This window comes from Bacillus sp. FSL W8-0645, from assembly GCF_038007905.1.
Classification (GTDB): domain Bacteria; phylum Bacillota; class Bacilli; order Bacillales; family Bacillaceae; genus Bacillus; species Bacillus pumilus.
In genome coordinates, this window is the sequence record NZ_JBBOYC010000001.1 from 620,755 (window position 1) to 645,501 (window position 24,747).

Annotated in this window: 25 protein-coding genes; 20 read left to right on the forward strand and 5 right to left on the reverse strand. The window is 38.9% G+C overall.

Features of this window, described 5'->3' with window-relative positions:
• Positions 1-8 precede the first annotated feature (8 nt).
• A complete protein-coding gene (locus tag NST39_RS03100) occupies positions 9-1,058 on the forward strand; it encodes a hypothetical protein (RefSeq protein WP_341026977.1) in 1,050 nt (349 codons plus the stop codon).
• A gap of 217 nt (positions 1,059-1,275) precedes the next feature.
• On the opposite strand, the gene NST39_RS03105 is transcribed toward NST39_RS03100, so the two are convergent.
• From NST39_RS03105 to gabP, 3 genes are all read right to left on the reverse strand, one after another.
• Complete coding sequence (locus tag NST39_RS03105) at positions 1,276-1,650, reverse strand: carboxymuconolactone decarboxylase family protein (RefSeq protein ID WP_003214068.1); 375 nt, start codon at positions 1,648-1,650, stop codon at positions 1,276-1,278.
• Positions 1,651-1,938: 288 nt separating this feature from the next.
• Entirely contained in the window at positions 1,939-3,468 is a 1,530-nt protein-coding gene (locus NST39_RS03110) for a multicopper oxidase family protein (protein ID WP_044141455.1), read from the reverse strand.
• A 97-nt stretch (positions 3,469-3,565) separates the two neighbouring features.
• Positions 3,566-4,954 carry a GABA permease gene (gene gabP, locus NST39_RS03115; RefSeq protein ID WP_044141456.1) on the reverse strand — a complete coding sequence of 463 codons (1,389 nt, stop codon included), beginning with the start codon at positions 4,952-4,954 and terminating at the stop codon, positions 3,566-3,568.
• A gap of 482 nt (positions 4,955-5,436) precedes the next feature.
• Here gabP and NST39_RS03120 point away from each other — a divergent pair, with 482 nt between their 5' ends.
• The 5 genes from NST39_RS03120 to guaA all read left to right on the forward strand — a co-directional run bounded on the left by NST39_RS03120 (position 5,437) and on the right by guaA (position 12,527).
• A complete protein-coding gene (locus tag NST39_RS03120) occupies positions 5,437-6,336 on the forward strand; it encodes a cation diffusion facilitator family transporter (RefSeq protein WP_044141457.1) in 900 nt (299 codons plus the stop codon).
• Between the two features lie 103 nt (positions 6,337-6,439).
• Positions 6,440-7,402: an AAA family ATPase gene (locus tag NST39_RS03125; RefSeq protein WP_003214081.1), complete on the forward strand. Its 963-nt coding sequence runs from the start codon at positions 6,440-6,442 to the stop codon at positions 7,400-7,402.
• A 101-nt stretch (positions 7,403-7,503) separates the two neighbouring features.
• Positions 7,504-8,589: a DUF58 domain-containing protein gene (locus NST39_RS03130; RefSeq protein WP_341026986.1), complete on the forward strand. Its 1,086-nt coding sequence runs from the start codon at positions 7,504-7,506 to the stop codon at positions 8,587-8,589.
• A 9-nt stretch (positions 8,590-8,598) separates the two neighbouring features.
• Positions 8,599-10,800, forward strand: a complete 2,202-nt coding sequence (locus tag NST39_RS03135) for a transglutaminase TgpA family protein (RefSeq protein WP_341026988.1) — start codon at positions 8,599-8,601, stop codon at positions 10,798-10,800.
• A gap of 185 nt (positions 10,801-10,985) precedes the next feature.
• Entirely contained in the window at positions 10,986-12,527 is a 1,542-nt protein-coding gene (gene guaA, locus NST39_RS03140) for a glutamine-hydrolyzing GMP synthase (protein WP_044141460.1), read from the forward strand.
• A gap of 204 nt (positions 12,528-12,731) precedes the next feature.
• Here guaA and NST39_RS03145 read toward each other — a convergent pair whose 3' ends face one another.
• The gene (locus tag NST39_RS03145; protein ID WP_341026993.1) at positions 12,732-13,394 is read right to left on the reverse strand and encodes a hypothetical protein; all 663 of its coding nucleotides are present in this window, start codon (positions 13,392-13,394) and stop codon (positions 12,732-12,734) included.
• A gap of 313 nt (positions 13,395-13,707) precedes the next feature.
• On the opposite strand from NST39_RS03145, the gene NST39_RS03150 reads away from it, so the two are divergent.
• Together NST39_RS03150 and NST39_RS03155 are read left to right on the forward strand one after the other, a co-directional pair.
• A complete protein-coding gene (locus NST39_RS03150; RefSeq protein WP_341026996.1) occupies positions 13,708-14,826 on the forward strand; it encodes an AimR family lysis-lysogeny pheromone receptor in 1,119 nt (372 codons plus the stop codon).
• Complete coding sequence (locus NST39_RS03155) at positions 14,823-14,960, forward strand: hypothetical protein (RefSeq protein ID WP_189282673.1); 138 nt, start codon at positions 14,823-14,825, stop codon at positions 14,958-14,960. Before NST39_RS03150 ends, NST39_RS03155 begins: the two co-directional genes overlap by 4 nt.
• A gap of 184 nt (positions 14,961-15,144) precedes the next feature.
• On the opposite strand, the gene NST39_RS03160 is transcribed toward NST39_RS03155, so the two are convergent.
• Positions 15,145-15,531 carry a helix-turn-helix domain-containing protein gene (locus tag NST39_RS03160; protein WP_012009095.1) on the reverse strand — a complete coding sequence of 129 codons (387 nt, stop codon included), beginning with the start codon at positions 15,529-15,531 and terminating at the stop codon, positions 15,145-15,147.
• 149 nt (positions 15,532-15,680) lie between these two features.
• Here NST39_RS03160 and NST39_RS19930 point away from each other — a divergent pair, with 149 nt between their 5' ends.
• From NST39_RS19930 to NST39_RS03215, 12 genes are all read left to right on the forward strand, one after another.
• Positions 15,681-15,890: a helix-turn-helix domain-containing protein gene (locus NST39_RS19930; protein ID WP_410552144.1), complete on the forward strand. Its 210-nt coding sequence runs from the start codon at positions 15,681-15,683 to the stop codon at positions 15,888-15,890.
• An 82-nt stretch (positions 15,891-15,972) separates the two neighbouring features.
• Complete coding sequence (locus tag NST39_RS03165) at positions 15,973-16,215, forward strand: hypothetical protein (protein WP_341027000.1); 243 nt, start codon at positions 15,973-15,975, stop codon at positions 16,213-16,215.
• A gap of 58 nt (positions 16,216-16,273) precedes the next feature.
• Positions 16,274-16,555 carry a hypothetical protein gene (locus NST39_RS03170; protein ID WP_341027003.1) on the forward strand — a complete coding sequence of 94 codons (282 nt, stop codon included), beginning with the start codon at positions 16,274-16,276 and terminating at the stop codon, positions 16,553-16,555.
• Positions 16,556-16,906: 351 nt separating this feature from the next.
• Positions 16,907-17,290, forward strand: coding sequence for a YdcP family protein (locus tag NST39_RS03175; RefSeq protein WP_341027005.1), 384 nt, complete (start codon positions 16,907-16,909; stop codon positions 17,288-17,290).
• 15 nt (positions 17,291-17,305) lie between these two features.
• Positions 17,306-18,757 carry an FtsK/SpoIIIE domain-containing protein gene (locus NST39_RS03180; RefSeq protein WP_341027007.1) on the forward strand — a complete coding sequence of 484 codons (1,452 nt, stop codon included), beginning with the start codon at positions 17,306-17,308 and terminating at the stop codon, positions 18,755-18,757.
• Positions 18,726-19,775 (forward strand): replication initiation factor domain-containing protein, encoded by a 1,050-nt coding sequence (locus tag NST39_RS03185; protein WP_341027010.1) that lies wholly within the window; start codon positions 18,726-18,728, stop codon positions 19,773-19,775. The genes NST39_RS03180 and NST39_RS03185 overlap by 32 nt, the downstream gene beginning before the upstream one ends.
• A gap of 366 nt (positions 19,776-20,141) precedes the next feature.
• Complete coding sequence (locus NST39_RS03190; RefSeq protein WP_341027013.1) at positions 20,142-20,399, forward strand: DUF3850 domain-containing protein; 258 nt, start codon at positions 20,142-20,144, stop codon at positions 20,397-20,399.
• A gap of 6 nt (positions 20,400-20,405) precedes the next feature.
• Entirely contained in the window at positions 20,406-20,696 is a 291-nt protein-coding gene (locus NST39_RS03195; RefSeq protein WP_341027015.1) for a hypothetical protein, read from the forward strand.
• 65 nt (positions 20,697-20,761) lie between these two features.
• Positions 20,762-21,418, forward strand: a complete 657-nt coding sequence (locus tag NST39_RS03200; RefSeq protein WP_341027017.1) for a hypothetical protein — start codon at positions 20,762-20,764, stop codon at positions 21,416-21,418.
• Between the two features lie 22 nt (positions 21,419-21,440).
• Positions 21,441-24,008 (forward strand): thioester domain-containing protein, encoded by a 2,568-nt coding sequence (locus NST39_RS03205; RefSeq protein WP_341027021.1) that lies wholly within the window; start codon positions 21,441-21,443, stop codon positions 24,006-24,008.
• A 25-nt stretch (positions 24,009-24,033) separates the two neighbouring features.
• The gene (locus tag NST39_RS03210; protein ID WP_041092952.1) at positions 24,034-24,225 is read left to right on the forward strand and encodes a hypothetical protein; all 192 of its coding nucleotides are present in this window, start codon (positions 24,034-24,036) and stop codon (positions 24,223-24,225) included.
• Positions 24,226-24,458: 233 nt separating this feature from the next.
• Positions 24,459-24,725 carry a hypothetical protein gene (locus NST39_RS03215; protein WP_341027029.1) on the forward strand — a complete coding sequence of 89 codons (267 nt, stop codon included), beginning with the start codon at positions 24,459-24,461 and terminating at the stop codon, positions 24,723-24,725.
• The last annotated feature ends 22 nt before the right edge of the window (positions 24,726-24,747 follow it).

Here is a 24,747-nt window from a genome sequence, read left to right on the forward strand (position 1 = left end):
GAAAGGCAATGAAAAAATCAACATGGTGGATCATCACGGTCATCGGAGTCGCAGTGATTGCGGCCATCATTTTCTTTATGATGAAGCCGGGGCAAGAGCCGAAGCATGCGGTAAAAGTGAAAACAAATCAGGATGCAAAAGACGAATTACTCGTTTCATTTACAGATCAACAGTTAAACAATACGTATTACTTGCATGACCGGGCGCTTCATACGGAGAAACTGACAGCCTATCCTTCGATTGCTTATGATTCTACGAAACAGCTTTTATATTACACGTATACGGATGAAGACACGCAAAAAGTGAGTATTAGAGAACTGAATGTAAAAACGGATGAAGAAAAAACGCTATTTACGAGTGAAGATTCCATCGACAGTATGAGGCTGTCTGGAGACGGGAAACAGTTATATCTTAGGTATAATAAGGATTCTGGGGAACAATTTTATGTCGCTATGTTTGATGTAAATACACACAAAGTGAAGGTGTTGTATCCAGAAGAAAGCAAGGATGACACGGTAAGTTCTTTTGCATATGATCCGGCGTCAAACCTTCTGGCAATCCAGCATTATTCCTTAAAAGAAGATTACAAGAAAACCGACGAAGCGAATGAAAAGGGAAGAGACCCTGAACCAACGACCATGAAGATCACCCTTCAAACAGGCGTGAAGGGGAAGCGAATTGCACGCATCTCGCAAACGATCAATGATATTTCATTTTCACCAGATCATAAGACATTGATTTATACAGAAGTGAAGGTGCGAAACGAAAAAGAAGTAGCCTCTATTAAAATGCTTGATGTAGAAACAGGAAAACAGGCGACACTCGTTAAGAACAGTGAGGATGTGCATATTTTAAGTGCCGCACAGCCGCAATTTTCTACGGATGGGTCTTCTATCTATTTCTTAGGTGTTGCTAAAAACGCAAAGGAATTAAAGGATGACACCGGACGAAAAGCAAAGGTAAGAACGATATTTGAATACAATATCAAGAAGAAAACAGTGGAAGCCATTTGGGAGAAGGATGGCGGGATTGTTAACAATTTCACTGTCAATCGATAAAGGATACGTTCAGTTATTTTTATATAACTGGACGTTTTTTTATTTTGCCGTTTGACATGTTGCACAAATTAAGGAATTTATGTAAGGGAAATCAGTTTTTAAGGTGGGAAACGTGCGGTATTTTCATATTTTGCTTAAGTGACAGAGGAAAGGAAAGAGAGTAATATGAATGGACATAAAAAAACGAGAGGACAGATGACTTCTCGTTTTCACTGATTTATTTGGTGTTATTGTCTAATAAGTTTTGAAAGATAAACAGGGCATTAATGGAGTGAGGGAATCCAGCAACTTTTGTACAGTGCTTAATAATCTCCATGATCTCTATGACAGAAAGTCCGATATGTAATGCTTGTTCAAAATGAGTCTTTAATTCTTCATCACAATCGCCTTTTGTAATAAGGGCAGATAATGTACTGATGGCCTTTTGTTTTTCATCTAAAATGAAGTGGTTGAATTCTTTTTGTTCACCGAGTTCAATTGTTAGCTGTTCAATATTTGACCGAATGCTCTCGTTTTTCTGAATTGAAAGCTTCTCTATGTTACCTGCCGTTGTTTCTTGTGTGATCTGGCAAGTCTCTTTTTCTTCATTCAAATTGAACTCCTCCGTTTTTTATCGCAATTTTCCATTTGTTCGTTCATTGTGGCTTATGTGCCTTTTGATAGATGCAATGGGTATATAGTAGTATTATCGGTTTGCTGCGTCAATTTTTTAAGTGTTGAATGTACAAATAAATGCCATTTCAAGTCATGCATTGTTTTAATTTAGAATGATTTATTGAAAAGGAAGGAAAGGGCTAATATATCGCTGTCTGTTAGCCCTTCCCAATGATGTACTTAATACATGTGTTTACGCATGTGACGGGAGATCGGTTTCATGTTACTAAATAATATCCATCGGCCGCATCATGTCATAATCCTCGTGCTCTAATATATGACAATGCCACACATACCTGCCGCTGTATGGAACAAAGCGAGCGATGATCCGAATGACTTCACCGGCATGCGCTTGAATGGTGTCCTTGTAGCCTTGTTCATGTAAAGGAGGTGCTTCGTTTGGTCCTGTATACACAATGTCCCCTGTCGATTGATAGACCTCTGTATCAAATGGTCTTCTGTCTATCACTCTGAATTGAACAAGGTGTAAATGAATAGGATGTGTACCCCTTGTTGGATTGACGATAGACCAAACCTCCACACTACCAAGACGAGGATTTTCCGTGACAGGGTCATTCCAAAATTGGTTATCTAGCAATAAAATGGGGCGGCCGTATTTATCCTGTGTGCCGCTAAGTGTGAGCGTACGCTCTTTATCAGCTCGACTAGGACGAAGCGGTGGAAGCGGTTTGAAAATCGGCCGTAAAGTTTTAGGTGCTCTCCCTTTTAGCGGACGTGTGACTTTAAATTGCATGATGTTCGCATCTGTTTCAGGATTCACTTCCTGTCCGCAGCCGGCTTTATTTTTAAGGATGATCGTTTTGTTTTCGTAAGCTGAAAAATCGATGATGACATCAAAGCGTTCAGCAGGAGCAATGCTAAAGGATTGATGGTGAACAGGTCTTGGTAAAAAGCCGCCATCAGATCCAATTTGCAAAATCGTCGCATCGTTGTCTAGATGCAGCTCGTAAGTTCTTGTATTGGACGCATTTAAAATACGAAAACGGTATTTTCGTGGTTCTACTTCTAAATACGGCCATACTTTTCCATTGACCAAAATGGTTTCTCCACAAAAGAAGGGCACGATGGACGGATCTGGTATGTCACTGTCTTCTGGCGTGTTGTTTGGTCTGCTTGGATAAAACAGCGCACCATCCTCCTGAAATGTACGGTCCATGATCATTAACGGAATATCATACTCATCCTTCGGTAATTCTAGTGATTTTTCAAACGCATCTGAGATCAAATAAAATCCAGCTAAGCCGGCATACACATTTAATCGTGTCAATGCCATCGCATGATCGTGATACCACAATGTGCAGGCTTGCTGATGATTTGGGTATTCGTATACCTCTCGTTCAAAGAAGGGGCCGGTTGCTTCAAAGTCTCGTGAAAACCAAGCCTCTGGATAGCCGTCACTGCTTGCTGGTGTGACGCCGCCATGTAAATGAACGACGGTTTTGACTTCTGGTTCATCATGATGGCCTTCGTGAATGGTGTGATCGACCGGTAGAAAATGCTTAAGTGGCAATTTGTTCATCCATTTCACTTTGACTTTTTCATTTCGATTCGCATGAATGGTTGGACCAGGCAAACTGCCATTATAGGTCCATAGCTTGGTTGGGGGCAGGTCTCTATGAACTTTTAGAAATACCTCCTCCATAGCGATTTCATAATACGTTTGTTTTGGGTTCTTTTTGACGGGCTCCGCAAATTCTGGAATTGGCAGCTCGTCAACAAATTTTTCTAGGTTCATGTTGTCTAATCCTCACTTAAAATCCAATTTGATACAGTATAAGTGCGGACATCAAAATGGGTGAATAAAATAAAAAACCCGCTTTTCAGCGGGAACTTTACGGATGTTTATTTTCAAGCGCTGCATTTGCAGGCACTTTTTTATTCGGTTTAAAGATGAAATAAGCGGCAAGCACACCGAAGGTAATGATACTCGTCAAAATGAGCTGCGGTCTCATTGATTCAATAAACAGCATTGATACCAAGATGGCGCAAATGACCAAAATGGTAAAATACGTGAGGTATGGGAACAGCCACATTTTGATTTTGAGCTGTTCTGGATTTTCTTTTTCGATTTTACGGCGCATTCTTAATTGTGAAACAGCAATGACCAAGTAGACAAGAAGGGCAATGGCACCAGATGCATTGACTAAGAACAAAAAGATGGTTTCAGGATAAAAGTAGTTCATCATGACGGCAATATAGGAAAAGAAGGTCCCTGCGACTGTAGCCGCTATAGGAACACCACGCTTGCTGATTTTCATAAAGCGTTTCGGTGCTTCGCCTCTTTCCGCCAATGAATAAAGCATTCTGGACGTTGTGTACAATCCGGAGTTTAAGCAAGAAAGAACGGCTGTTAAAACAATGACGTTCATCACTTGAGCAGCTGATGGAACGCCGATGTATTCTAATACCGCAACGAACGGGCTTGTTAAAATATTCGCTGAATTCCATGGAAGCAAGGTCACAACGACAGCGATGGATCCGACGTAGAATATGATAATACGCCATACAACAGAACGGGTAGCTGTGGTCACAGACTTGACCGGGTCTGCTGATTCTCCGGCAGCTATTGCCACAATCTCGGTTCCCATGAAGGAAAAGATGACGACGACAATTCCGAGTAAAACAGAGCTGAATCCATTTGGAAGGAAACCGCCGTTCCCCGTTAAATTGGCAAGACCTACAGTATGATGACCGCCAAAACCAAAGATAAATGCAAAACCAATGAGTAGAAATAGAATAATGCTGACGACTTTAATTAATGAAAACCAATATTCAAATTCGCCAAAAGATTTAACAGAAAAGATATTTGTTAATGTTAAGAGGATAGTGAGGATAAGACTTGTGAGCCAAACAGGTGCATCTCCATACCAATACTGAATAATGGCAGCACCAGCAATGGCTTCGATGGCGATGACAATCACCCAGAAGAACCAATAAAGCCAGCCAATTGTAAAACCGGCCCATGGACCGATGGCATCGCTCGCATACTGTGAGAAGGAACCGCTTGTCGGATAGGCGCATGCCATTTCTCCAAGCATTCTCATAATAAAGATCACGAGAAGTCCGGCAAAAGAATAGGAAAGAATGGATCCAGGTCCTGCAGAATGAATGACAGCGCCGCTACCAACAAATAGCCCTGCGCCAATAACCCCAGCAATGGAGATCATTGAAATATGTCTTGTTTTAAGATTTTTTTGAAGACCGTTTGTCATGTTGGACATGTCTTTACCTCCAAACATTTCTCTTCATAGAGAATTTGTTTTTAGAATATTTTAAATTTTATCATACTGAATTGTCATTCAGCATTGGACAGGTTATCAAACTGACATTTCAAACCTCTTAACATGATGTTAAAAAGTATAAAGGATTTGAGAGATTATGTTCCCTCTTTTTCCGCTGTTCATTCTTAAAAATAGCATAAGATCGGATGGGGAGAAGTTGTGTCTCAAAATAAAATTATTCTGATAATTTACTAGTAAGAGTGATATTGCCCATACGATCATCACAGAGTGAATTGGAAAAAGGTTGATGGGAGTAGGTCTTGAGGTCGATTGACCTTATAAAAATAAGTTTACTTAGGTCAACACATTTCTATGTATCCTATTTTGCTGACACAAGCGAATCATGTTGCTGTAGACCCACACGGGCTTTGCTTTGTAAGATAAATAATAGAAAAGTGATGTGTGAGGAGGCGCGGTTCGACATGGAGCGCTATAACGAATTAAGACAAGGTGAAACAGGTGCTTGGGTCAGCATCATTGCCTATGTGATCTTATCTGCGGTGAAACTTCTGATTGGGTATACGTTTCATTCAGAGGCTCTTTCGGCAGATGGTTTGAATAATACGACGGATATTATTGCATCCCTTGCAGTGTTGATTGGGTTGCGTATTTCTCAAAAGCCGCCTGATGAAGATCATCCATACGGTCATTTTAGAGCAGAGAATATTGCGTCTCTTGTGGCGTCCTTTATTATGATGCTTGTTGGACTTCAGGTTCTGCTGAGTGCAGGCCAGTCGCTCTTCTCATCTGAGCATCAAACGCCTGATATGATCGCAGCTTGGACGGCAGCAGGAAGTGCTGTGGTGATGTATGGTGTGTATATTTACAACCGCAATCTGTCCAAACGGATCAATAGCCAAGCTCTTCATGCAGCAGCTGCTGATAATAAATCAGATGCGTATGTGAGTATCGGAACATTTGTAGGGATTATCGCCTCTCAATTTCAACTGGCATGGATTGATACGCTTGCAGCGTTTGTGATTGGCCTCATTATTTGTAAAACGGCGTGGGAGATTTTCAGAGATGCTTCTCATTCGTTAACGGACGGTTTTCATATAAAAGATATGTCCAAATATAAAGAGACCATTGAAGCAACACCTGGGGTGGGCGATTTGAAAGATATTAAGGCACGGTATCTCGGAAGTACGGTCCATGTGGATGTAGTAGTGGAGGTCGAGCCGCACTTGAACATTGCAGAAAGCCATGATATTGCAGATGAGATCGAACGTAGAATGAAGAAGGAACATGATATTTTACACTCTCATGTTCATATGGAGCCAGCAGGTGAGCCAAAAGAAGAGAAGAAGTCTTTTCCATCGTGAGAAGGCTTCTTTTTTTCTACGTGTTGATGTTTTATGCAAATGCGCGTTGTATGGTAAAGTTAGACTATATGAAATTTAACGGAAACGTGATAGGAGGATCAGGATGGCATTTGATGAACCGATGCATTCAGATTTACAAAAAATCGTAGATAACATCAATAAAGTCATGGTTGGGAAAAAAGACATTGCGATATTAAGCCTTGTTGCGATTTTGGCGAAGGGGCATGTGCTACTAGAGGATGTGCCTGGCGTTGGGAAGACGATGATGGTTCGTGCTTTGGCAAAATCCATTGGCTGTGAGTTTAAGAGAATCCAATTTACTCCTGACCTTTTGCCTTCAGATGTGACAGGTGTGTCGATTTATAATAAAAAGACAAATGAATTTGAATTTAGGCAAGGACCCATTATGGGGCAGATTATTTTGGCTGATGAGATCAACCGAACCTCTCCCAAAACACAGTCTGCATTGCTCGAAGCGATGGAGGAAGGCAGTGTTACAGTGGACGGAGAAACAATGCTGCTTGCTGATCCTTTTTTCGTCATGGCTACGCAGAATCCTGTGGAATATGAAGGGACCTATCCACTGCCAGAAGCACAAATGGACCGGTTTTTATTCAAGCTGCAAATGGGGTATCCGACCATGCTGGAGGAGCTGGAGGTGCTCAACTTGCAGGAAAAGCAGTCCCCGATTGATACGCTCCAAGCAGTCATGACCAAGGATCATATCCATGCGTTGCAGCAAGCGGTTCAGACCATTCATGTGGATGCATCCATTAAAGAATATATTGTGGAAATTGCACAAGCGACGCGGCAGCATCCATCTGTTTATCTAGGTGTGAGTCCAAGGGGATCGATCGCCCTCATGAAAGCGGCTCAGGCGTATGCACTGTTGAATCGGCGCGATTATGTGATTCCTGATGATGTACAGTATTTGGCGTCTTATACATTGCCGCATCGAATGATTTTGACTTCAGAAGCGACGTATGAAGGGAAGAAGGCGGAGACACTGCTGCGACAAATGCTTGAGCAAATTGGCGTGCCAGTTCAAAAGTCGATGACTCAATGAAATTAGGTCATCGTTTCGCTTTTTCATTATGGTTACGGGTGATGATGCTCATCATCCTCACTGCGGCAGTCTTTTGTTATGCCATGTTTCAGGGAGGGTTTGTGAGCTGGTTCCTTTTTTATGCATTTTTACCATATACTTTGTATGCTTTGCTGTTTGCGCTCGTTCCGCTGAAAGTGACAGCGAAAAGGACTTTACAGCAAACCCGCTTGAAGGCGGGAGACGTACTGTCCGTTGACCTTGAAATTAAGCGGACAAATCCATTTCCATACGTTTACGTCTTGATTGAGGATGATCCACCAGACACCTTTCATTTAAAGGAACAAATTGAGATGAAGCAAATGCTGTTTCCTTGGTTTCGGAAAACGTGGCGTTTTTCCTATCAATTGAATGATGTCATGCGCGGGGAACATCATTTGTCAGCAGTTCGAATCAAAACGGGTGATATGTTTGGTTTTGTGGAGAAAGAAGTCATCATTCCGTTAGAAAAAAAGCTGCTTGTTTATCCGAAAATGCTCGATCTTCAGGTGGAGTCTGCTGAGTCATTGAATGAAAATGGAGGCAAAGCGGTTCACTCGTGGTTAAATGAACCGACCCATGTGACAACAGGCGTAAGGGAATATCAGCAAGGCGACCGTTTTGCCTGGGTGGACTGGAAGACGACGGCTAGAAGGGGTCAGCTGATGACGAAGGAATTTGAACAGAATCAAACAAAGGATCTTGTCGTGTTTGCTGATTTTACCGACGAAGCGGTATTTGAGACCGTCGTGTCTATTGCAGCGTCTGTTCTACAATCGGCAGTGAAAAAAGGGGTTCCGGCAGGCCTTGTCCCACTTGGTGATCAGCGTGTCTTTCGAGTGGATCAAGGAGAATCTCATTTGCAGGACATGCTTTACTTTTTAACAAGGGTGCAGCATCATCCTTCTCGCGTACTCGAATATAAAGCGTTCGCAGCGAGTGAGTACCAATACTCTGGAAAATATGTCATTACGGGTCATCTGCAGGAAGAGCTTGCTGCGAATCTCTTTGGAAATCGAAACAGAAAGAACATCACTGTTCTTTTAGTGAAGAGAGCCTTGGATCGATTCACGACAAAAGAAAAACAGCTTGTAGACCGGCTCAAGGCATCTGGAATACGCACGACCGTTTTATTTGAAGACCGGCTACACGAAAGAACTGTGAGGTGACAAACATTTATGCTGCATACGCATCAGCGGCAAAGCCGTTTTGAGTTGTTCATCTATTATGCTGTAGCATTTCTGCTGCTTTGGGAGTGGCTTCGACCGCTTCAAGATTTTACAGAGACGAGTCATACGTCTTATTTCATCATTTTTATAGGGCTTACATGTTTGTTTACATTCTTTCGTTTGAAGTGGTATGTGACGTTTCCTATTTGTACTGGCTTGATTTTGCTCGCCTTATATTTGATCTTTTATCAAACAGAGCCAAGCTATCCGGCTGCATTATTTGCTGATATCAAAGATAATATCACCTTCATGAGCACAGGCATGTGGAGTGACATGTACCCCTCCTTCCGCACATTGTTGTTTTATATTTTGCTATGGCTGCTTGTCTACTTGCTTCATTATTGGGTGGTCTATCAGCAGCGTATCTTTTTCTTTTTACTCATGACGATTGTGTATGTCACCATTCTGGATACGTTTACGCCATATGATGCAACCTTTGCGATCGTTCGCATTATGGTGTTTGGTTTTTGTTTGCTTGGGTTGCTGTATTTCGACCGACTGCGTTCGGCTGAAGGTATTCGGGTGTCGCAGAAGGCGCGCCTAAAGTGGTTTTTACCCATGCTGGCGCTCGTTCTTCTGTCAGCGACACTCGGCGCTTCTTTACCAAAGTCTGATCCGAAATGGCCTGATCCTGTCCCGTTTTTTAAGGCGGTGACGAATCAAGATGGCTCTGCCGGACAGAATAAGGTGGGATATAGTACAGATGATTCGACGCTTGGCGGACCGTTTAGTGAGGACCGCACACCGGTCTTTAAATGGAGCGGAAAGGAGCCTTCCTACTTTCGTGTCGAAACAAAAAGTATCTACACCGGAAAGGGCTGGGAGGACGCTTCAAATGATGCGAAGTCTACTCGGCTAAAAGAGGACAGTATACCGAATCGTTGGTTTACTGAGCGTGTAAAAACAGAGATGCACGAAACGAGAATCGATATGGAATCGAATTATCGTTTTAATCATGCCGTCTATCCGATTGGGACGATCATGCTGATGCCAATGGAAAACATTCCACTGCAAATGATGGGTAAAACGGAGAAAATTGTCCCATCCATTCAAAATGCGCCGAAAAATTTAGGGAACTACCAAGTCACCTTCTTGTCTCCTACATTTATCCTTGAGGATTTGCAGAGAATCAAAGTGCCGACAAAGAAGCAGGTCAATCAGGAGGTCGGCCGTGAATACTTGCAGCTTCCTTCCTCATTGCCAGAGCGAGTGAAAACATTGGCAAACAGCTTAACGGAAACGAAGGATAATATGTACGATAAGGCTAAAGCGATTGAGGACTACTTAGGGTCAGCGAAGTTTTCATATGAAACGCAAAATGTCGCTGTGCCTAGTCGTAATGAAGATTATGTGGATCAATTTTTGTTTGATACGATGATCGGCTACTGCGATAATTTTTCATCCTCTATGATTGTGATGCTCCGTTCGATCGGGATTCCGGCGAGATGGGTGAAAGGGTACACGTCAGGTCAATTATATGAAACACAGATGGATGGAAACAATGTGTATGAAGTAACCAATAACAATGCGCATTCATGGGTAGAGGTGTATTTTCCAAACAGAGGCTGGGTGACCTTCGAACCGACAAAAGGATTTACGAACCCAGAGACATTTACGAATGAAGCTGTTTCTAGCGATCAGACAGATGATGATCAAAAGAAAGAAGATCAGTCTAGCTCTGATGCATGCGAAGATCAGCAGGCAGAACAGCCACAGCAGGAGACAGAGCAGCCGGCAGAACCAAAGAAACAAACAGCGCAAGCGAAGCCTAATATGGTGCATGTTGGTTCAATCTTGGGTTTCGCGATAGGAGCTATGGTCCTCCTAGGATTGATGAGCTGGCTGCTTTATCGATTCAGAGCAAGATGGCTACCATTCTTTATTGTGAGAAAGGTGAAACGTCTGCCAGAGGAGGAAGCATTCTTCTATGCGTATGCTGCTCTATTAAAGCAGCTGAAGCGCAGAGGAATTGAGAAAAAACCTGGCATGACGCTAAGAGAATTTGCTTCTTTGATCGATGACAACGAAGGAGATCATCGCATGTCAGATCTGACGCAGCTCTATGAGCGGGCACTCTATCGACGAGAGGATGCGAGGGTGCTTTGGCGGCAATCGGCAAAGTTATGGGAAAATTTAATAAACAGGAGATAGTCTTGACCGCGTACCTTCCTGTTGTTAGAATAGGTGAATATTAAAACCTTCTAAAATACATGAAATTGAAGCGTTCGGATGTGAGTCTGGGCGCTTCAAAAGCGTGATTTCACACTGAGAGCAGGTTTTCTCCTCTCATTTTTTCTGTGCGTTTATAAAATTAAATTGGACATAGAGGTGACACCATGACAAATTTAGTAAATGAAATGATTTTGGTTCTCGATTTCGGCAGTCAGTACAACCAGCTGATCACACGTCGTATTCGTGAATTTGGTGTGTACAGTGAGCTTCATCCGCACACTTTAACTGCTGAAGAAATTAAAGAAATAGCGCCTAAAGGAATCATCCTTTCTGGTGGACCAAACAGTGTATACGATGAAGGATCTTTCCGCTGTGACGAAAAGATTTTTGATCTAGGCATCCCGGTTCTAGGCATTTGCTACGGCATGCAGCTCATGACTCACTATTTAGGCGGGAAAGTAGAAGCAGCAAGCCAGCGTGAATATGGGAAAGCGGATATCCACATTAATGGAACACCTGCTTTATTCAAAGACCTTCCAAATGAGCAAGTCGTTTGGATGAGCCATGGTGACCTTGTTGTCGAAGTGCCAGAAGGCTTTACAGTGGATGCAACAAGTGCACATTGTCCAAACTCAGCGATGAGCTTTGCTGAGAAGAATTTCTATGGCGTTCAATTCCACCCAGAGGTTCGTCACTCTGAGTACGGCAACGACCTATTGAAAAATTTTGTTTTTGGTGTGTGTGATTGTGAAGGCAAATGGTCAATGGAGAACTTCATTGAAATCGAAATGCAGAAAATCCGTCAAACAGTAGGCGACAAACAAGTATTGTGCGCACTAAGCGGCGGTGTTGATTCATCTGTTGTGGCGGTGTTAATCCACAAAGCGATCGGTGATCAGCTAACATGTATTTTCGTTGACCACGGTCTTCTTCGCAAAGGCGAAGCAGAAGGGGTTATGAAGACATTTAGCGAAGGATTCAACATGAACGTCATTAAAGTAGATGCGAAAGATCGTTTCTTAAACAAGCTAAAAGGTGTGTCTGATCCTGAGCAAAAACGTAAAATCATCGGTAACGAATTCATTTATGTATTCGATGATGAATCGGACAAGCTAAAAGGAATCGACTACTTAGCACAAGGAACACTTTACACAGATATCATTGAGAGCGGAACAGCAACGGCACAAACAATCAAATCTCACCACAACGTAGGCGGTCTTCCAGAAGACATGCAGTTCGAATTGATTGAGCCTTTGAATACGCTATTCAAGGATGAAGTCCGTGCCCTAGGTTCAGAGCTAGGCATTCCTGACGACATCGTCTGGAGACAGCCTTTCCCAGGTCCAGGACTAGGTATCCGTGTACTAGGTGAAATTTCTGAAGAAAAACTAGAAATCGTCCGTGAATCGGATGCGATTCTACGCGAAGAAATTGCCAACTTCGGCCTTGAGCGCGACATCTGGCAATACTTCACGGTTCTCCCAGACATCCGCAGTGTAGGTGTTATGGGTGACGCAAGAACATACGACTACACAATCGGTATCCGTGCTGTTACTTCGATTGATGGGATGACGAGTGACTGGGCAAGAATCCCTTGGGACGTGCTTGAGAAGATCTCAACTCGTATCGTGAATGAAGTGAAGCATGTGAACCGCGTGGTGTATGATATTACGAGTAAGCCGCCTGCTACGATTGAGTGGGAATGAATTATATAATTGATTTGGTGTGTTAGCGTTGATTTATAAGGGTTTAAGTTGTTTAGTAATGACGAAAAACACTATAAAATGATATGGTTCCCCACCAAAAACCCCACCAAGGGGTGAGAAAAGCCAATTCCTTTTATATTAGGATTTGGCTTTTTTGTTTTGCTTTGATTTACTTGTTAAGATCGTATCAAAAACCTAAGTTTATTAGCAAATATCTGAAGTATCCCACCAAATTGCATCCCAGCCACTGCAGGTTTGATCACAGTGATCATCACAACGATTCAGGTATGCTTGAGCATCACAACAATCGTCATCATACCTAGTTGTTTTGCATTTTAACCCACTCCATTTCCAACAACTACATCTCCCACTGCCCAATCCGCTAAAAGACTTATTGAACAAATTTTCAAAATTAAAAGGTGAGTTTATAGGGTGTATATATGTGAGAAATTTAGTATTACCTATAACAGAAATTGGATGAGAATCATCAGATTTTAAAATTTTTTCTGTAGTGCTACCAACATTAATAGAAATTATTTTCATACAATAACCATTTGACAATGTTATTGATTGAACCCTAATGGAATCTTTGGGGATTGAATTATTAACTAAATTAGTGGGTTGTTGTTGATTAGTGCTGTAATCAGCTAACTGAGCATATTCTGGCCTTCGGCAGTGCCCACAGCTTTTAACACAGTGCATCTCTCCTTCATAAACGTATCCTTTAGGTGGGGTTGTAAGAAAACAAGGTACAGAGCCTGTACATCTAGCTATTTTTATGTCTTGAGAAAATTCATGGCGATATATACAACAATGTTGTTTTGGCCAACAGACAGGTCCATAATTATAAGGATTATAGTAGTACAAAAATATTCACTCCTTTTGATGTTATCTATAAAACATATTCATTGGAATTGAAAAAAAATATTGTCCTAGGAAATTATGTAAAAATATTCATCTGTAATGAAAAAAAATCAACTGAAGTATAATTTAAAACTTGACTTATAGTACGTTTATAGAAAAACAAACTAGACAAAAGATAAAAAGCGTCATATAATTCAATTTAAATGGTATAATAAAGAAGAATTTGAATTACTTGAATTACTTGAATAATTTCGTCACGAATCGACAATATCTTTAAAATACGTATGTTAAATTTTAAGGAAAATGGTGATTTGAATTGAAATCAGTTGATGTAAGAGATCAGCTAAAGAAACTAATCGACATTAATACCTTAAGTCAAAATGAAATTGCAAAGAAATTGGGGTTTAGTTCAGGTTACATAAGTAAATTTATTAATAAAAAACAGGAAATTGCCTTTTGGATGGTTTATGAGTTGATCTGTTTTTTGGACTCTGAAAATGAACAAGAACTGATGAAAGGCTTCATAGATATAATCAAAAGAAATGAAAATATGCGTGCTTCTCTAGAATATTCACATAGTAAAAATTATAGAGAACTAACTGATATATTAATTCAAAGATGTTTTTTAGTTGGCAATCAAGAGAGTGAAGAATGGGGAATTATTTATCAGTGGCAGCTTCAATCTAAAAAAATGGTTTACTACGATGAAGAAAGTTATTTGAAAAATTTGAAAGAGTTAACGCCAAAAACTTTAGAAATGAAAACACTACTCTTGATTTTAGAAATGTATTGTCACTTTTTTAAAAAGAGATATGAATTGGCTGCTTATTATGTCAGGAATATAAATGACTTAATATTAAAAATTCAAGATCCCTTCATTAGAAAATCATTTAAATGTAGACTAAATGAGGCTAGTGCATACATTTTCTTAAAAAAAGATAACGATATACTAAATGCAAGAAAAATCGCCGATGATTTAATTGAAGAAAATCTCGGGCCCAATTATTTAATAACTGGATACTTTGTCAAAGGTCTTTCTTTTTTTCTTGAATCCTATGAAGTTGCAAGCTATTGTTTTGAAAAGGTCATAGCGATTAGTAAGAAAATAGGTCGGAATTCTACATTTGAAGAAACATGTGAACAATTAGGTTTATTGCAAATTTTTTGGGAGAAACCTCTTAACACTGAAAAGAATAGCTGCTTTATAAGAGCTTTAGCTAGCCTAAAAAAAATAGACCAGTTCAATAGTGAAAGTAAATATGTTCCTCTAATTCTTTTGTTTGAAGGAAAAAGAAAGCAAAATAAAGAAAAATTGTTGTTAGCAATGCATTATTTTTATACTCAAAAGGATAATTTCAGAGCCAGTATTCCAAGATATTTGCTGGAGGGACTGGGAGTCCAATTTAATAATAATGAAGGAGGTGAATATGTATGAAATTAAAAATTACATTATTTTTATCAGCTGTGGTTTTAGTAGCAACATTGAATCATACATGGCAGCTAAATAATACAAATCAAGCTGCTGATCCAGCAATTGGTATGAGTATAAAAAATCCAAAGTATTATTAAAAAAGAGACGTCGCCTTTTTAGGCAGCGTCTTTCGTTATTTTTACAGGTGTTTCCTAAATCTTATAAACAAAGAAATAGGAAACACTGAAAATCTGGGAGGGTGTCAAATGAAAAAGGAGAATATTATTTATGAAAATTTTATAGAAGAATTAAAAAAGTTACTTTCACCTGAAAGTAACAATTCTAAGAATCAATATCATTTTTCGAAACCCGATAGGCTTTTAAGACTTCGAGCATGAGTTTGAGTTCATCATCAGAAATTTCTTGATCATCTACTTTTAAGATATTGAATTTATTTTTTATGTTTTCTAATGATAAATCTTTTTCGAATATCAGTTCTTTTTCGGTCTCATTGAAATTTTTTAATTCATCATCCTTGATAAAGAAATAAGATTGATCTACATCAAAAAAGTCAGCCATTTTTTTGAGTAATGTAATTGAAGGTGGTTGTCCTTTTTCAAGTTTAGATAAATAACTGTCTGTAATACCTAAATTTTCGGCAACATATTTTTGAGTATACTTTTTTTGTTTTCTTAGTTTCTTTATTTTTTGTCCGACTAAGTTATCCACTTACATTTCACCTACTCGCTAAAGGGTTAGCATCACATAATGTATTATATCATGAAGACTTGACATATAGTTTAAAAAAAGTGTTCAAAAGCCTTGTAAGATAAAACTAAAGGTGATATACTTTATTTATCGTCATATATGTCAAGTTTGTGGAAGGGGGGAAATGGTTGAACGTTGGGGCTTTTGTCAAGAAAGTCAGAAAAGAATATTTTCTAACTCAAGAACAATTTTCAATGAGATTGGGCGTTTCTAACTCCTATATTAGCAAAATTGAAAGGAATAAAGTGAACCCTAGTTTGAAATTCTTGAAAATATTGTCTAAGGAGTTTAGCGTACCACTTCAAAATTTTTTTAAATGAAAATCGTCATATATATCAACTTTTGGTGGTGTCACGAAAAACTCTCCTTCATAAATAAAAGAAGGTGAAAGGATTTGAAGAAATGGTTTTAGAAGATACCAAAAATGTGATGAAAAAGGCTGTATCATTAGCGAAGCAGTTTGAAGGAAATTGGTCAGCAAGAATGAAGATGGCACTAAATAATGTGTACATAGACCATTATTTATCGCTGCCATTGACACGAGAAGTAATTGAAAAGTTGTTATTAAAAGGGATGTCGTTTCGTAGAATCAAAAAACATTATAATGTCGGAATGCAAGAAATTTCTTCTCTACTTGCTAAATGAATAGTGTGATTTTACACCACTATATGAGCGATAGAGAAATGAAAGGAAGTGAAGTGGAATGAGTCTTTTGGAACTTTTCAATCAATCTCTAAAGAGATTTGAAGATGAAAAAGAACCTATTACACTAGCTTTAGCAATTGTCATTCAAAAGAAAAATGATGACGGATTGAACGAAGAATTTGAGGAATTTCACAAGTGGTTTAGACAATCTTTTTACGATGTAAAAGGAAATCCATTGTTCTATTTTAGAATGCCAATGGTTGATGAATCCCCTTTAATTTATGGGGGGAAGCCTAGAGTTCTGTTGCTTAATGGTCCTTACATAGGTGGGGGCTGTTAGAAGGGAATGACGATCTTTGAAAAATACATACAGACAAAAAAAGCGCCCTTGACTGAATCAAGAACGCCGATAATAAAACCTAGACACTTTTATTATAAGGCTTCTTGAATGAAATGTCATGCGTGAGTATTTGACGATTAACAGTAATCATGTTTCGAATACTGTAGCAGGCTAGAATAAGCGTGCGAAATAGCTGTAAGCAGCTTGATGATCATAAATGGTCTACTAGGTTGCCATGACTGGCTATACTTTGAGCGACTGATAAGCGCCATGATGACTAGGTCGGAGCGATTTTAACTTTTATGAAAAAAATAAAAATCGTGATGAACACGAATCAAAGGAGAACTTATAATGGAATTGAAATTTATTGTACCTAATATTAAAGAAACTTTCGGCGAAGTAAAATTTATGGGCTTTAATCGTGAACGATTCGTTTATGATCGAGTGCGTCAACAAAGAACGGATCAATTGGAATCAAGAACTTATAATCTAGGGTCTAGTTGCCAAGGTGGTCAGATCGAAGTTACAGTACCAGCAGCGGTCGAACTTAAAGAGTTCGATTTTATGAGTGATGTTGAATTGGTAAACCCGATTATCCAGGCACAAGCTCGTGCCAATGGAAACTTTGCTAATTTAGCGTGGACTGTTGTCGCTGATGATATTGTGCAAAAGGGTTCAAATGCTAATGCTCCAAAAGTTACGCCAGCAGCCCCAGCAACGAATGATAAAAAATAATAGTGTTAGGGGTGGATGACCATTTCTAAACTATGGAAGTATAAAGGTCTTAGGATAAAACCAAGGCATAAAAACAACGTGGTGAAAACAGGTGCATTAATAAGTGTGCCTGTTTTTTTGTTGCTGATGACTCTTTTTTGGAAAGATCATCTTTGGATTATATATGATAAGGGTTTAGAGGATACATTTCAAAACTTCACCTTTAATAAACCGTTAATTATTAAGAGTTTATTGGTGTCTGCCATAGTACCTGCGGCTTTGATTTTTGTGTGGTATTTCATCTTTCATCATAACTACAAAAAAATTTATCATAGGCAGAAAATAGCACGAATGATATTTTCTAATAAATTCTATGAAACAAAAAACGTAAAGAGTAAGGTGACTGATAGGATGGTTCAAAAAATCTCCTATTTTCCTAGGTTTTATTATAGGGTCAAGGATAATCATTATATTATTATCAAAATTGCAATGGATATGAGCAGATTTCAGTCTAGATTTATGGAATTAGGGAAGGAATTTGAAAATGGGTTCTTTTGTGATTTAGTGTCTACTGATATGGAAGATGGCTTTTTCACCTACAAGCTGCTATATGATGCAGGGAAAAATCGTATATCCATTGATGAGGCTGTTGTAAATAAAGGTTCTATGAAGCTGATGGAGCATATTGATTGGGCATTTGATAAGCTGCCGCACATGCTAATTAGCGGTGGTACAGGTGGTGGGAAAACGTATTTTATACTTACGCTTGTGAAGTCTCTGGTTGCTTCTGGGGCAGATGTTCGTATATTAGACCCTAAAAATGCTGATTTGGCTGATTTAGAAGGAATTTTTGATCGGAAAGTGTTTTCTCGTAAAAACGGTATTATGATGACCTTGCAAAATTCTGTTGAGGACATGATGCAAAGAATGGATGATATGAAAAATCATCCGAATTATAGGACTGGTGAAAACTATGCTTATTTGGGATATAAACCTGTATTTATCATATTCGATGAATACGTTGCGTTCATGGATATGCTTGATTTTAAGGAACGTGATAAAGCGATACAGAACGTTAAGCAAATTGTAATGCTAGGTAGACAGGCAGGTTTTTTTCTCGTTGCTGGTGCTCAAAGACCAGATGCTAAATACTTTGCTGACGGAATAAGGGACCAATTCAATTTTAGAGTTTCTTTGGGGAAAATGAGCGAAACTGGTTACGGAATGTTATTTGGTGATGCTGATAAAAAGTTTGTTGAAAAGGATATTAAAGGTAGAGGATACGCCTATGCAGGATCGGGCAACATTATGGAATTTTACAGCCCTTTAATACCTAGTGGCTATGATTTCCTAGAAGAAATCCGACTTGCTAAAGGAGCGCAGGGCGCGCAGGCGGCGACAGCCGCAAGCGACAGCGAAAGCGCCCGAAGTGACTTAGGAGGAGTGAGCGTAGCGAATGACGGGGAAAGTGAAACCCCCCCACGCTAACAGGGGGGTAGTACGCAAGGATGAAAAAGATGAAGAAAATTTAACATCAATGGTCGACTATGTAAGGGTTAGTTTTAAGACTCACGATGTAGATCATATCATTCAAAATATTTTACATATCCACAAAGATTTTATGACAGAGAAGCCGAAAGGCTTTTACGGATATGTTGGAACGTGGGAAATGGATATGATCAAAGTCATGTACAGTGCTCCAGATGATGAAAGGGGCACACTGATTGAATTTTCTGGTAAGGGTTGTAGACAATTTGAATCTTTTCTCGAATGTAGAAAGAAAACGTGGTTCGATTTCTTTCAAGATTGTCTAAATGAGAAAGGAAGCTTTACAAGGTTAGATATAGCGATTGATGACAAGCGAACCTATTTCACTATACCTTCTCTTCTGGAAAAAGCACAAAATGGGCTCTGCGTTTCGAGATTTCGTAAATCTGATTATAATGGATCATTTGATATTGGTGATGGTCGACTTGGGGGAACAACGTTATATTTCGGTTCTAAAAAATCAGATGCGTATCTTTGTTTTTACGAAAAGAATTTTGAACAAGCTGAAAAGTATAACATTCCTTATGATGAAATAGAAGATTGGAATAGGTATGAAATAAGGTTGAAAAATGAACGTGCTCATTCTGCTGTTTGTGAACTAATTAAAGATAGAAATTTGACCAGCATCGGAATGGCTATCATAAACAACTATGTTCGCTTTGTAGAAGAAGACGGACCAGAAGAAAAAAGGATGAGAGAAACAAGTCCTTTTTGGTTAGAATTTATCGGTGATGTAAAGAAGTTAAGGTTGTATACAAAGCCGCAAACTGACTTTTATCAAAAGTCCCGTAATTGGTTGAAAAATAGCTGTGCGCCAACGATGAAGATGATTCTTGAAGCTGATAGAGCCTTAGGGCAAAATGATTTATCAGACATGATCATCAATGCGGAATTGCAAGAAAAACATGAAAAAATGTTAGAAACATTCTTAACGCCAATTCATGAAATGGTGGTTTGATTTTAGGTGCTTGCTGCTATTAAACACAGGTGATGCGTATATGGTTTGTGTCAACGATACCGGAACGAAGTGAGGATAAGGAGTTGAAACAATCAGCGTCCCCAAACCCTTTTAATGTCTCAAAAGGTCATCACACCTTTTGAGCTGCCTACCGGCGAGGGAGTCCCCCGAAGAATCGGGGGAATAGGGGGATGAGTTCTTAATGTTGAGGGGGTGGCGTTTTTGGAAATGCTACTGTCTATCTTTGGCGCAAATACAGCAATAATACTTTTCTCATTTGTTTTGAGGAGAGGAATTTGAATAAAGATTTAAAAGGATAGTCAAAAGACTGTCCTTTTTTGTTTGGATAAGAAAGGGGAGATTTTCTTGAAGGAAGGATTTCATGAATTAAAAATACTACCTCAATACTTTTGGGCTTGTAAAACAGGTCACAAATGCTTTGAGATACGAAAAAATGATAGAGACTTTAAAGTTGGGGATTTGATTCAGTTACGTGAGTATAAAGATGGTGATTATACAGGAAGGTGCGTATTAGGCAGAATTAGCTTCATTACGGACTATCAGCAACAGGATGATTATGTTGTCTTGAATTTTAAAAGACTTAAATTGGATCAAGCTGTGTAAGGTAACATGAGCCAATGGAAAGGGTTAGATCATAGACTATTTAATTTGGGTTTTATGGTTGGTGTTCCTTCTAAGGTTTATGTAAGGCAGATAAGTAGAGAATGGTTTTTAGTGGTTGAGGGAGAACGAATAAAAGGCTATTCAGAATATCGTTATTCATTTTACAAGACGAAATTTATGGATGATGGAAGAATGACCAGTACAAAGGTATTCATTGATAAAAGTAGTGTTAGACAGGTGTATAATAAGGTGCTGAATCACATCAATTATTTGGAAAAAACTAAAATTTTGATGTAAAATACTACAAAAAAATGGTATAATTGTATTAAGAATAAAACGAAAAAAAAGGAGTCGGGGAGACTATGAAAGCGAAAAAAGTTGTAATTAGTCTAGGGTTGGCGGGCGTTTTAGTTGGTGGAACTATTTGGGGGTTCTCTGCTAATGCTAAAAATGAAGCGAAGCAGGAGACACAAGATAAAGAGCAACCAAAAACAGCTACTGTTGTAAAAGAAACAAAGGCTGAAACAAAGGCTGAAACAAAGAAAACAAAAGAAACGAAAAAAGAAAAAGTAAAGAAGAAGGAAGTAAAAGAAGTTAAGAAAGTAAAGCCTAAAAAGGTCAAGAAAGTCGAAAAGCAGCAACAGCAGGTCGTTAGTGAGCAGCCGCAACAAAAAGAAAGAATTGTTGCTTCTAGTGAACAGAAAAGAAATAACAATAGCAGCGTTAGTAAAGCTCCAGTAGTGAAGAAAGAACAACCGAAGGTTTATAGAAATACTACTGGTTCTTCCAATCCTTCAAAAAATCATGTTCAGCCAAAAAAGAAATACGTGAGTAATGGAGGTTCAAACCAAAGTAAATCCAGTGCGCCTAAAAAATCCCCTAGTTCTTCTGGTGGAACATCTACTACAGGTGAAAAAACTGGCGGGGGGAAAATAAAAAATTCTGATTCAACTTATGAAACCGGTACGTTTGATGCAAATGATTTAAATGGTGTCCCTTGGGATGAATTGAATAAGTAATTAATTGAAGGTGTTCATAAATTTGAGCACCTTTTTATTTTTAGGGGGTGAAAAGTTTTTAATGATTAGAAAAAGATCATTTAAAAGTATAGTCTTACTCATGATTGTGGTTATGTTTTCTGTTTTTCCGAAGGCGGAAGCGACTGAGGGAGGCGTGAAAACCTTCGGTATAAATTATGATGGCTATTTAGAAATGAATGGTGAAATTCTGTATATGTCAGTTGATGGTAAACGAGAGAAAGCAACGCTAGAAGGATTAATCCAGAATGGGGACAAAGATCAAGAACTATTATTAGAAAGCGATATTGAAGAGAATGATAAAGGAGTTTTATCTTTTATATTCTCGTTTTTTGCTACTGATAAGGCAAAGGCAGCAGCGCCCAAGATTGAATATAAAGGTGCAATTAATTATCGTGGTTCAGTAGTAGGGGATTTTAGAGTAGACGGTAAACAAGCATTTTGTTTTCAGCATTCTAAAGCGTCTCCCCCTACAGGATCAAAGTATAAAGAATCTGTTCCTTACGACAACGAAAAGGTACAAAGGGCTTTGTATTATGGTTGGGGTGGTCAAGGTAATATTTTTAAGGATAGAAAACAAGGGATTGTAATTACTTCTTTAATACTCGATAGGCTGTATTCAAATGGTGATTCGGGAAAGAATCTCCCAAGCTATGAAAAATTGTGGGATTTAGTCTTGAATGGCAAAGATTTAAATAGAAAAGTAAGATTCACAAATACTAAACTGTCGGTAGCTGTAAAGGGTAACAAGCAAGTTTCTGAAACGACGAAACTTAATGCGGACAAAGAGAATTATGTTACAGTTTCTGTTCCTAATGGCATAACTTTAGTTAATGAAACAAGTGGTAAGAAGGTAACTGAAGGCAAAATGAAAGTTTATGGGGAACAGAAAATACATCTAGAAGCTGATTTAGATAAAAAATATAATTACAGCACCGGGAAATTAGGTAGCAACATGAAAATATTTCAGCCTTTAATAACGAAGCCTAGTGGAGGAAATACACAGGTTTTGGGTTATGGGGATTGGTTTACTGACCCGAACAATACAACATCTTTTACAGCTGTATTTAAAGTGCGCCAGAAGAAAATCAATGTGCAGCACATTGATAAATATTCTGGAGAAGTCTTGAAAAAGGAGAGCTATACAAGAAACATAGGTTCCTCGTATTCATTTGCGCCTAAAGCGTCTATCACTAAAGGAAAAGAAAAATTTATCCCTGTTGATCTGAAAAAGAAAACAGGCACATTAGGAAGCAAAGATGTGACGATCAAGTTTTACTATAATTTGGAGCGATCTGTGACGGTTAATTATTATGACAACCGTACAGGTGAAAAAATTAAGGAAAGTAAGAAATACAAAAAGGTGCGTGGAGAAAAGTATTCAGAAAAGCACCCTTCTATCAAAAGTGGAGAATACAAGTATCGTTATATAAGAACTGATGGAGACAAAGAAAGTGGAACGATTGGCGGCAAGAATATTGTCATCAATTATCATTATGATAAGCCATTGGCAAAGCTTTCGTTTGATAAGCTACAAATTTATACAGCGCAATGGGAAAAGGGTCTTCCTGTCAAAGTGTATCTATCAAAGGAATTGAATTACAAGTCTAGCTTGAAAGATATGGATGACAAAAAAATCACAGTGGGGCTATATCGGGACACGACAAAGGTCACGTCAAAAACGTATACCGCAAAAGAATTGCCTAAGAAGATTAATATGACAATCCCTGCAAAGTATTTGAAGATTAATGACAAGGCTCTTTACACTGTGAAATTCACTGGCTTCGACAAAAATGACTTTAAAATTACTGCTGCTGCATCCGAATTAAGTACGGATGGATATGCAGCAAGCGAAAAAACGATCAAGGCAAGTTCATCTAACGGAAAGGAATTGTCCTATAAGGGTGTTGTCATGACAGAGAAAACACCCACAACAGGAAAGGTTTATTATGAAAGACTTACTTTTCCATTAGAAAGAATCGAAAAGAAGAAAACAGGCTATGGATTTGAGCGTGAAATTGATCTTCATTATGAAAATGAAATTGGCGGCAGTATTAAGCCATCATTTGACTTTGAAGTTCCCACACGTTTAGTCGATAGTTATTTGACGTACAAAAAAAGCGGTGATCGCTCATTGATCACTATGGAACAAACGAAAGCCATTAACAAAAAACAGGGTGAAACGTCAGTCCATGACCTTGTGTATGAGCTTCCTCATATCAATGTGGAACGACACACAGGCAGCCTGTTTAGTGATGATCAAGTAGAAAGCAAAGACAAAAGAATTTCGTATGCTCTGGTTGATGGCGGTCGTAAATTCTATTCCCCTATTTGGGCGGAGTTAGGGAAATACGAAACGAAAATCAAGTCAAAGCCAATGGGTGTAAATTTAATAAAGACAGAAGTCACCGAACAATTGGAGCTTTATGCGTCCATGTATGCTCATATGGATTCAAAGACGCTAGATCAAGATGAAGTGTTGCTGAAACCTGTGTATGCTGACAATCCATTTCCTAATGGTCTGCCAGAAGGATGGACTAAAAAGGATATAGATTGGGTTATGTCTCGTTAAATCTAAAGTGGAAGATGGTGAAATTATGAATGAAAAAATTAATCAAAAGATTGAGCGTGTGAAGGAATGCGCTAGTCGAGCAAAAGACGGAGTTTACAGCCTTGATGATGTAATTGGTCAACTAGATGAACTGCAAGGGATGTTAGATGACTTTGGCTATAAATTATCTAGTAATCTCTCAAAAATGATTGCCGACTTAGATGTAAATTTAGATTAGTGACGCGTATATCGTTTGTGTCAACGATACCGGAACGTAGTGAGGATAAGGAGTTGAAACAATCAGCGCCCCCAAACCCTTTTAATGTCTCAAAAGGTCATCACACCTTTTGAGCTGCCTACCGGCGAGGGAGTCCCCCGAAGAATCGGGGGAATAGGGGGATTGATATTTGTGATCCAACGGGCTTTCGTTGGTGGGATTGGACAAGGCTCAAGAAAGGAGGAGTTATTGTAATGGCAATTGGACCTATTAATGGTGCTTCTACTGGAGGGAAATATCCTGACCCAATGAGGCTTTTTCTAATTGTGCTTGATGAACGTGTGTTTACTCTTAATGCTGCTTCTTTGGAAGACACCAACGATTTCTTAAAGAAAGAGTATCCCCAAAATATTGAAAAGCCATTTGCAATTATGGAATTAACCAATGAATTTAAAATATTAGATACGCCTTTTATGGAGAAACTCGTTGATAATTGCAGAGAGCTTTTTAATACTCAATAAACAGGTTTTTATAAAAGTAAGG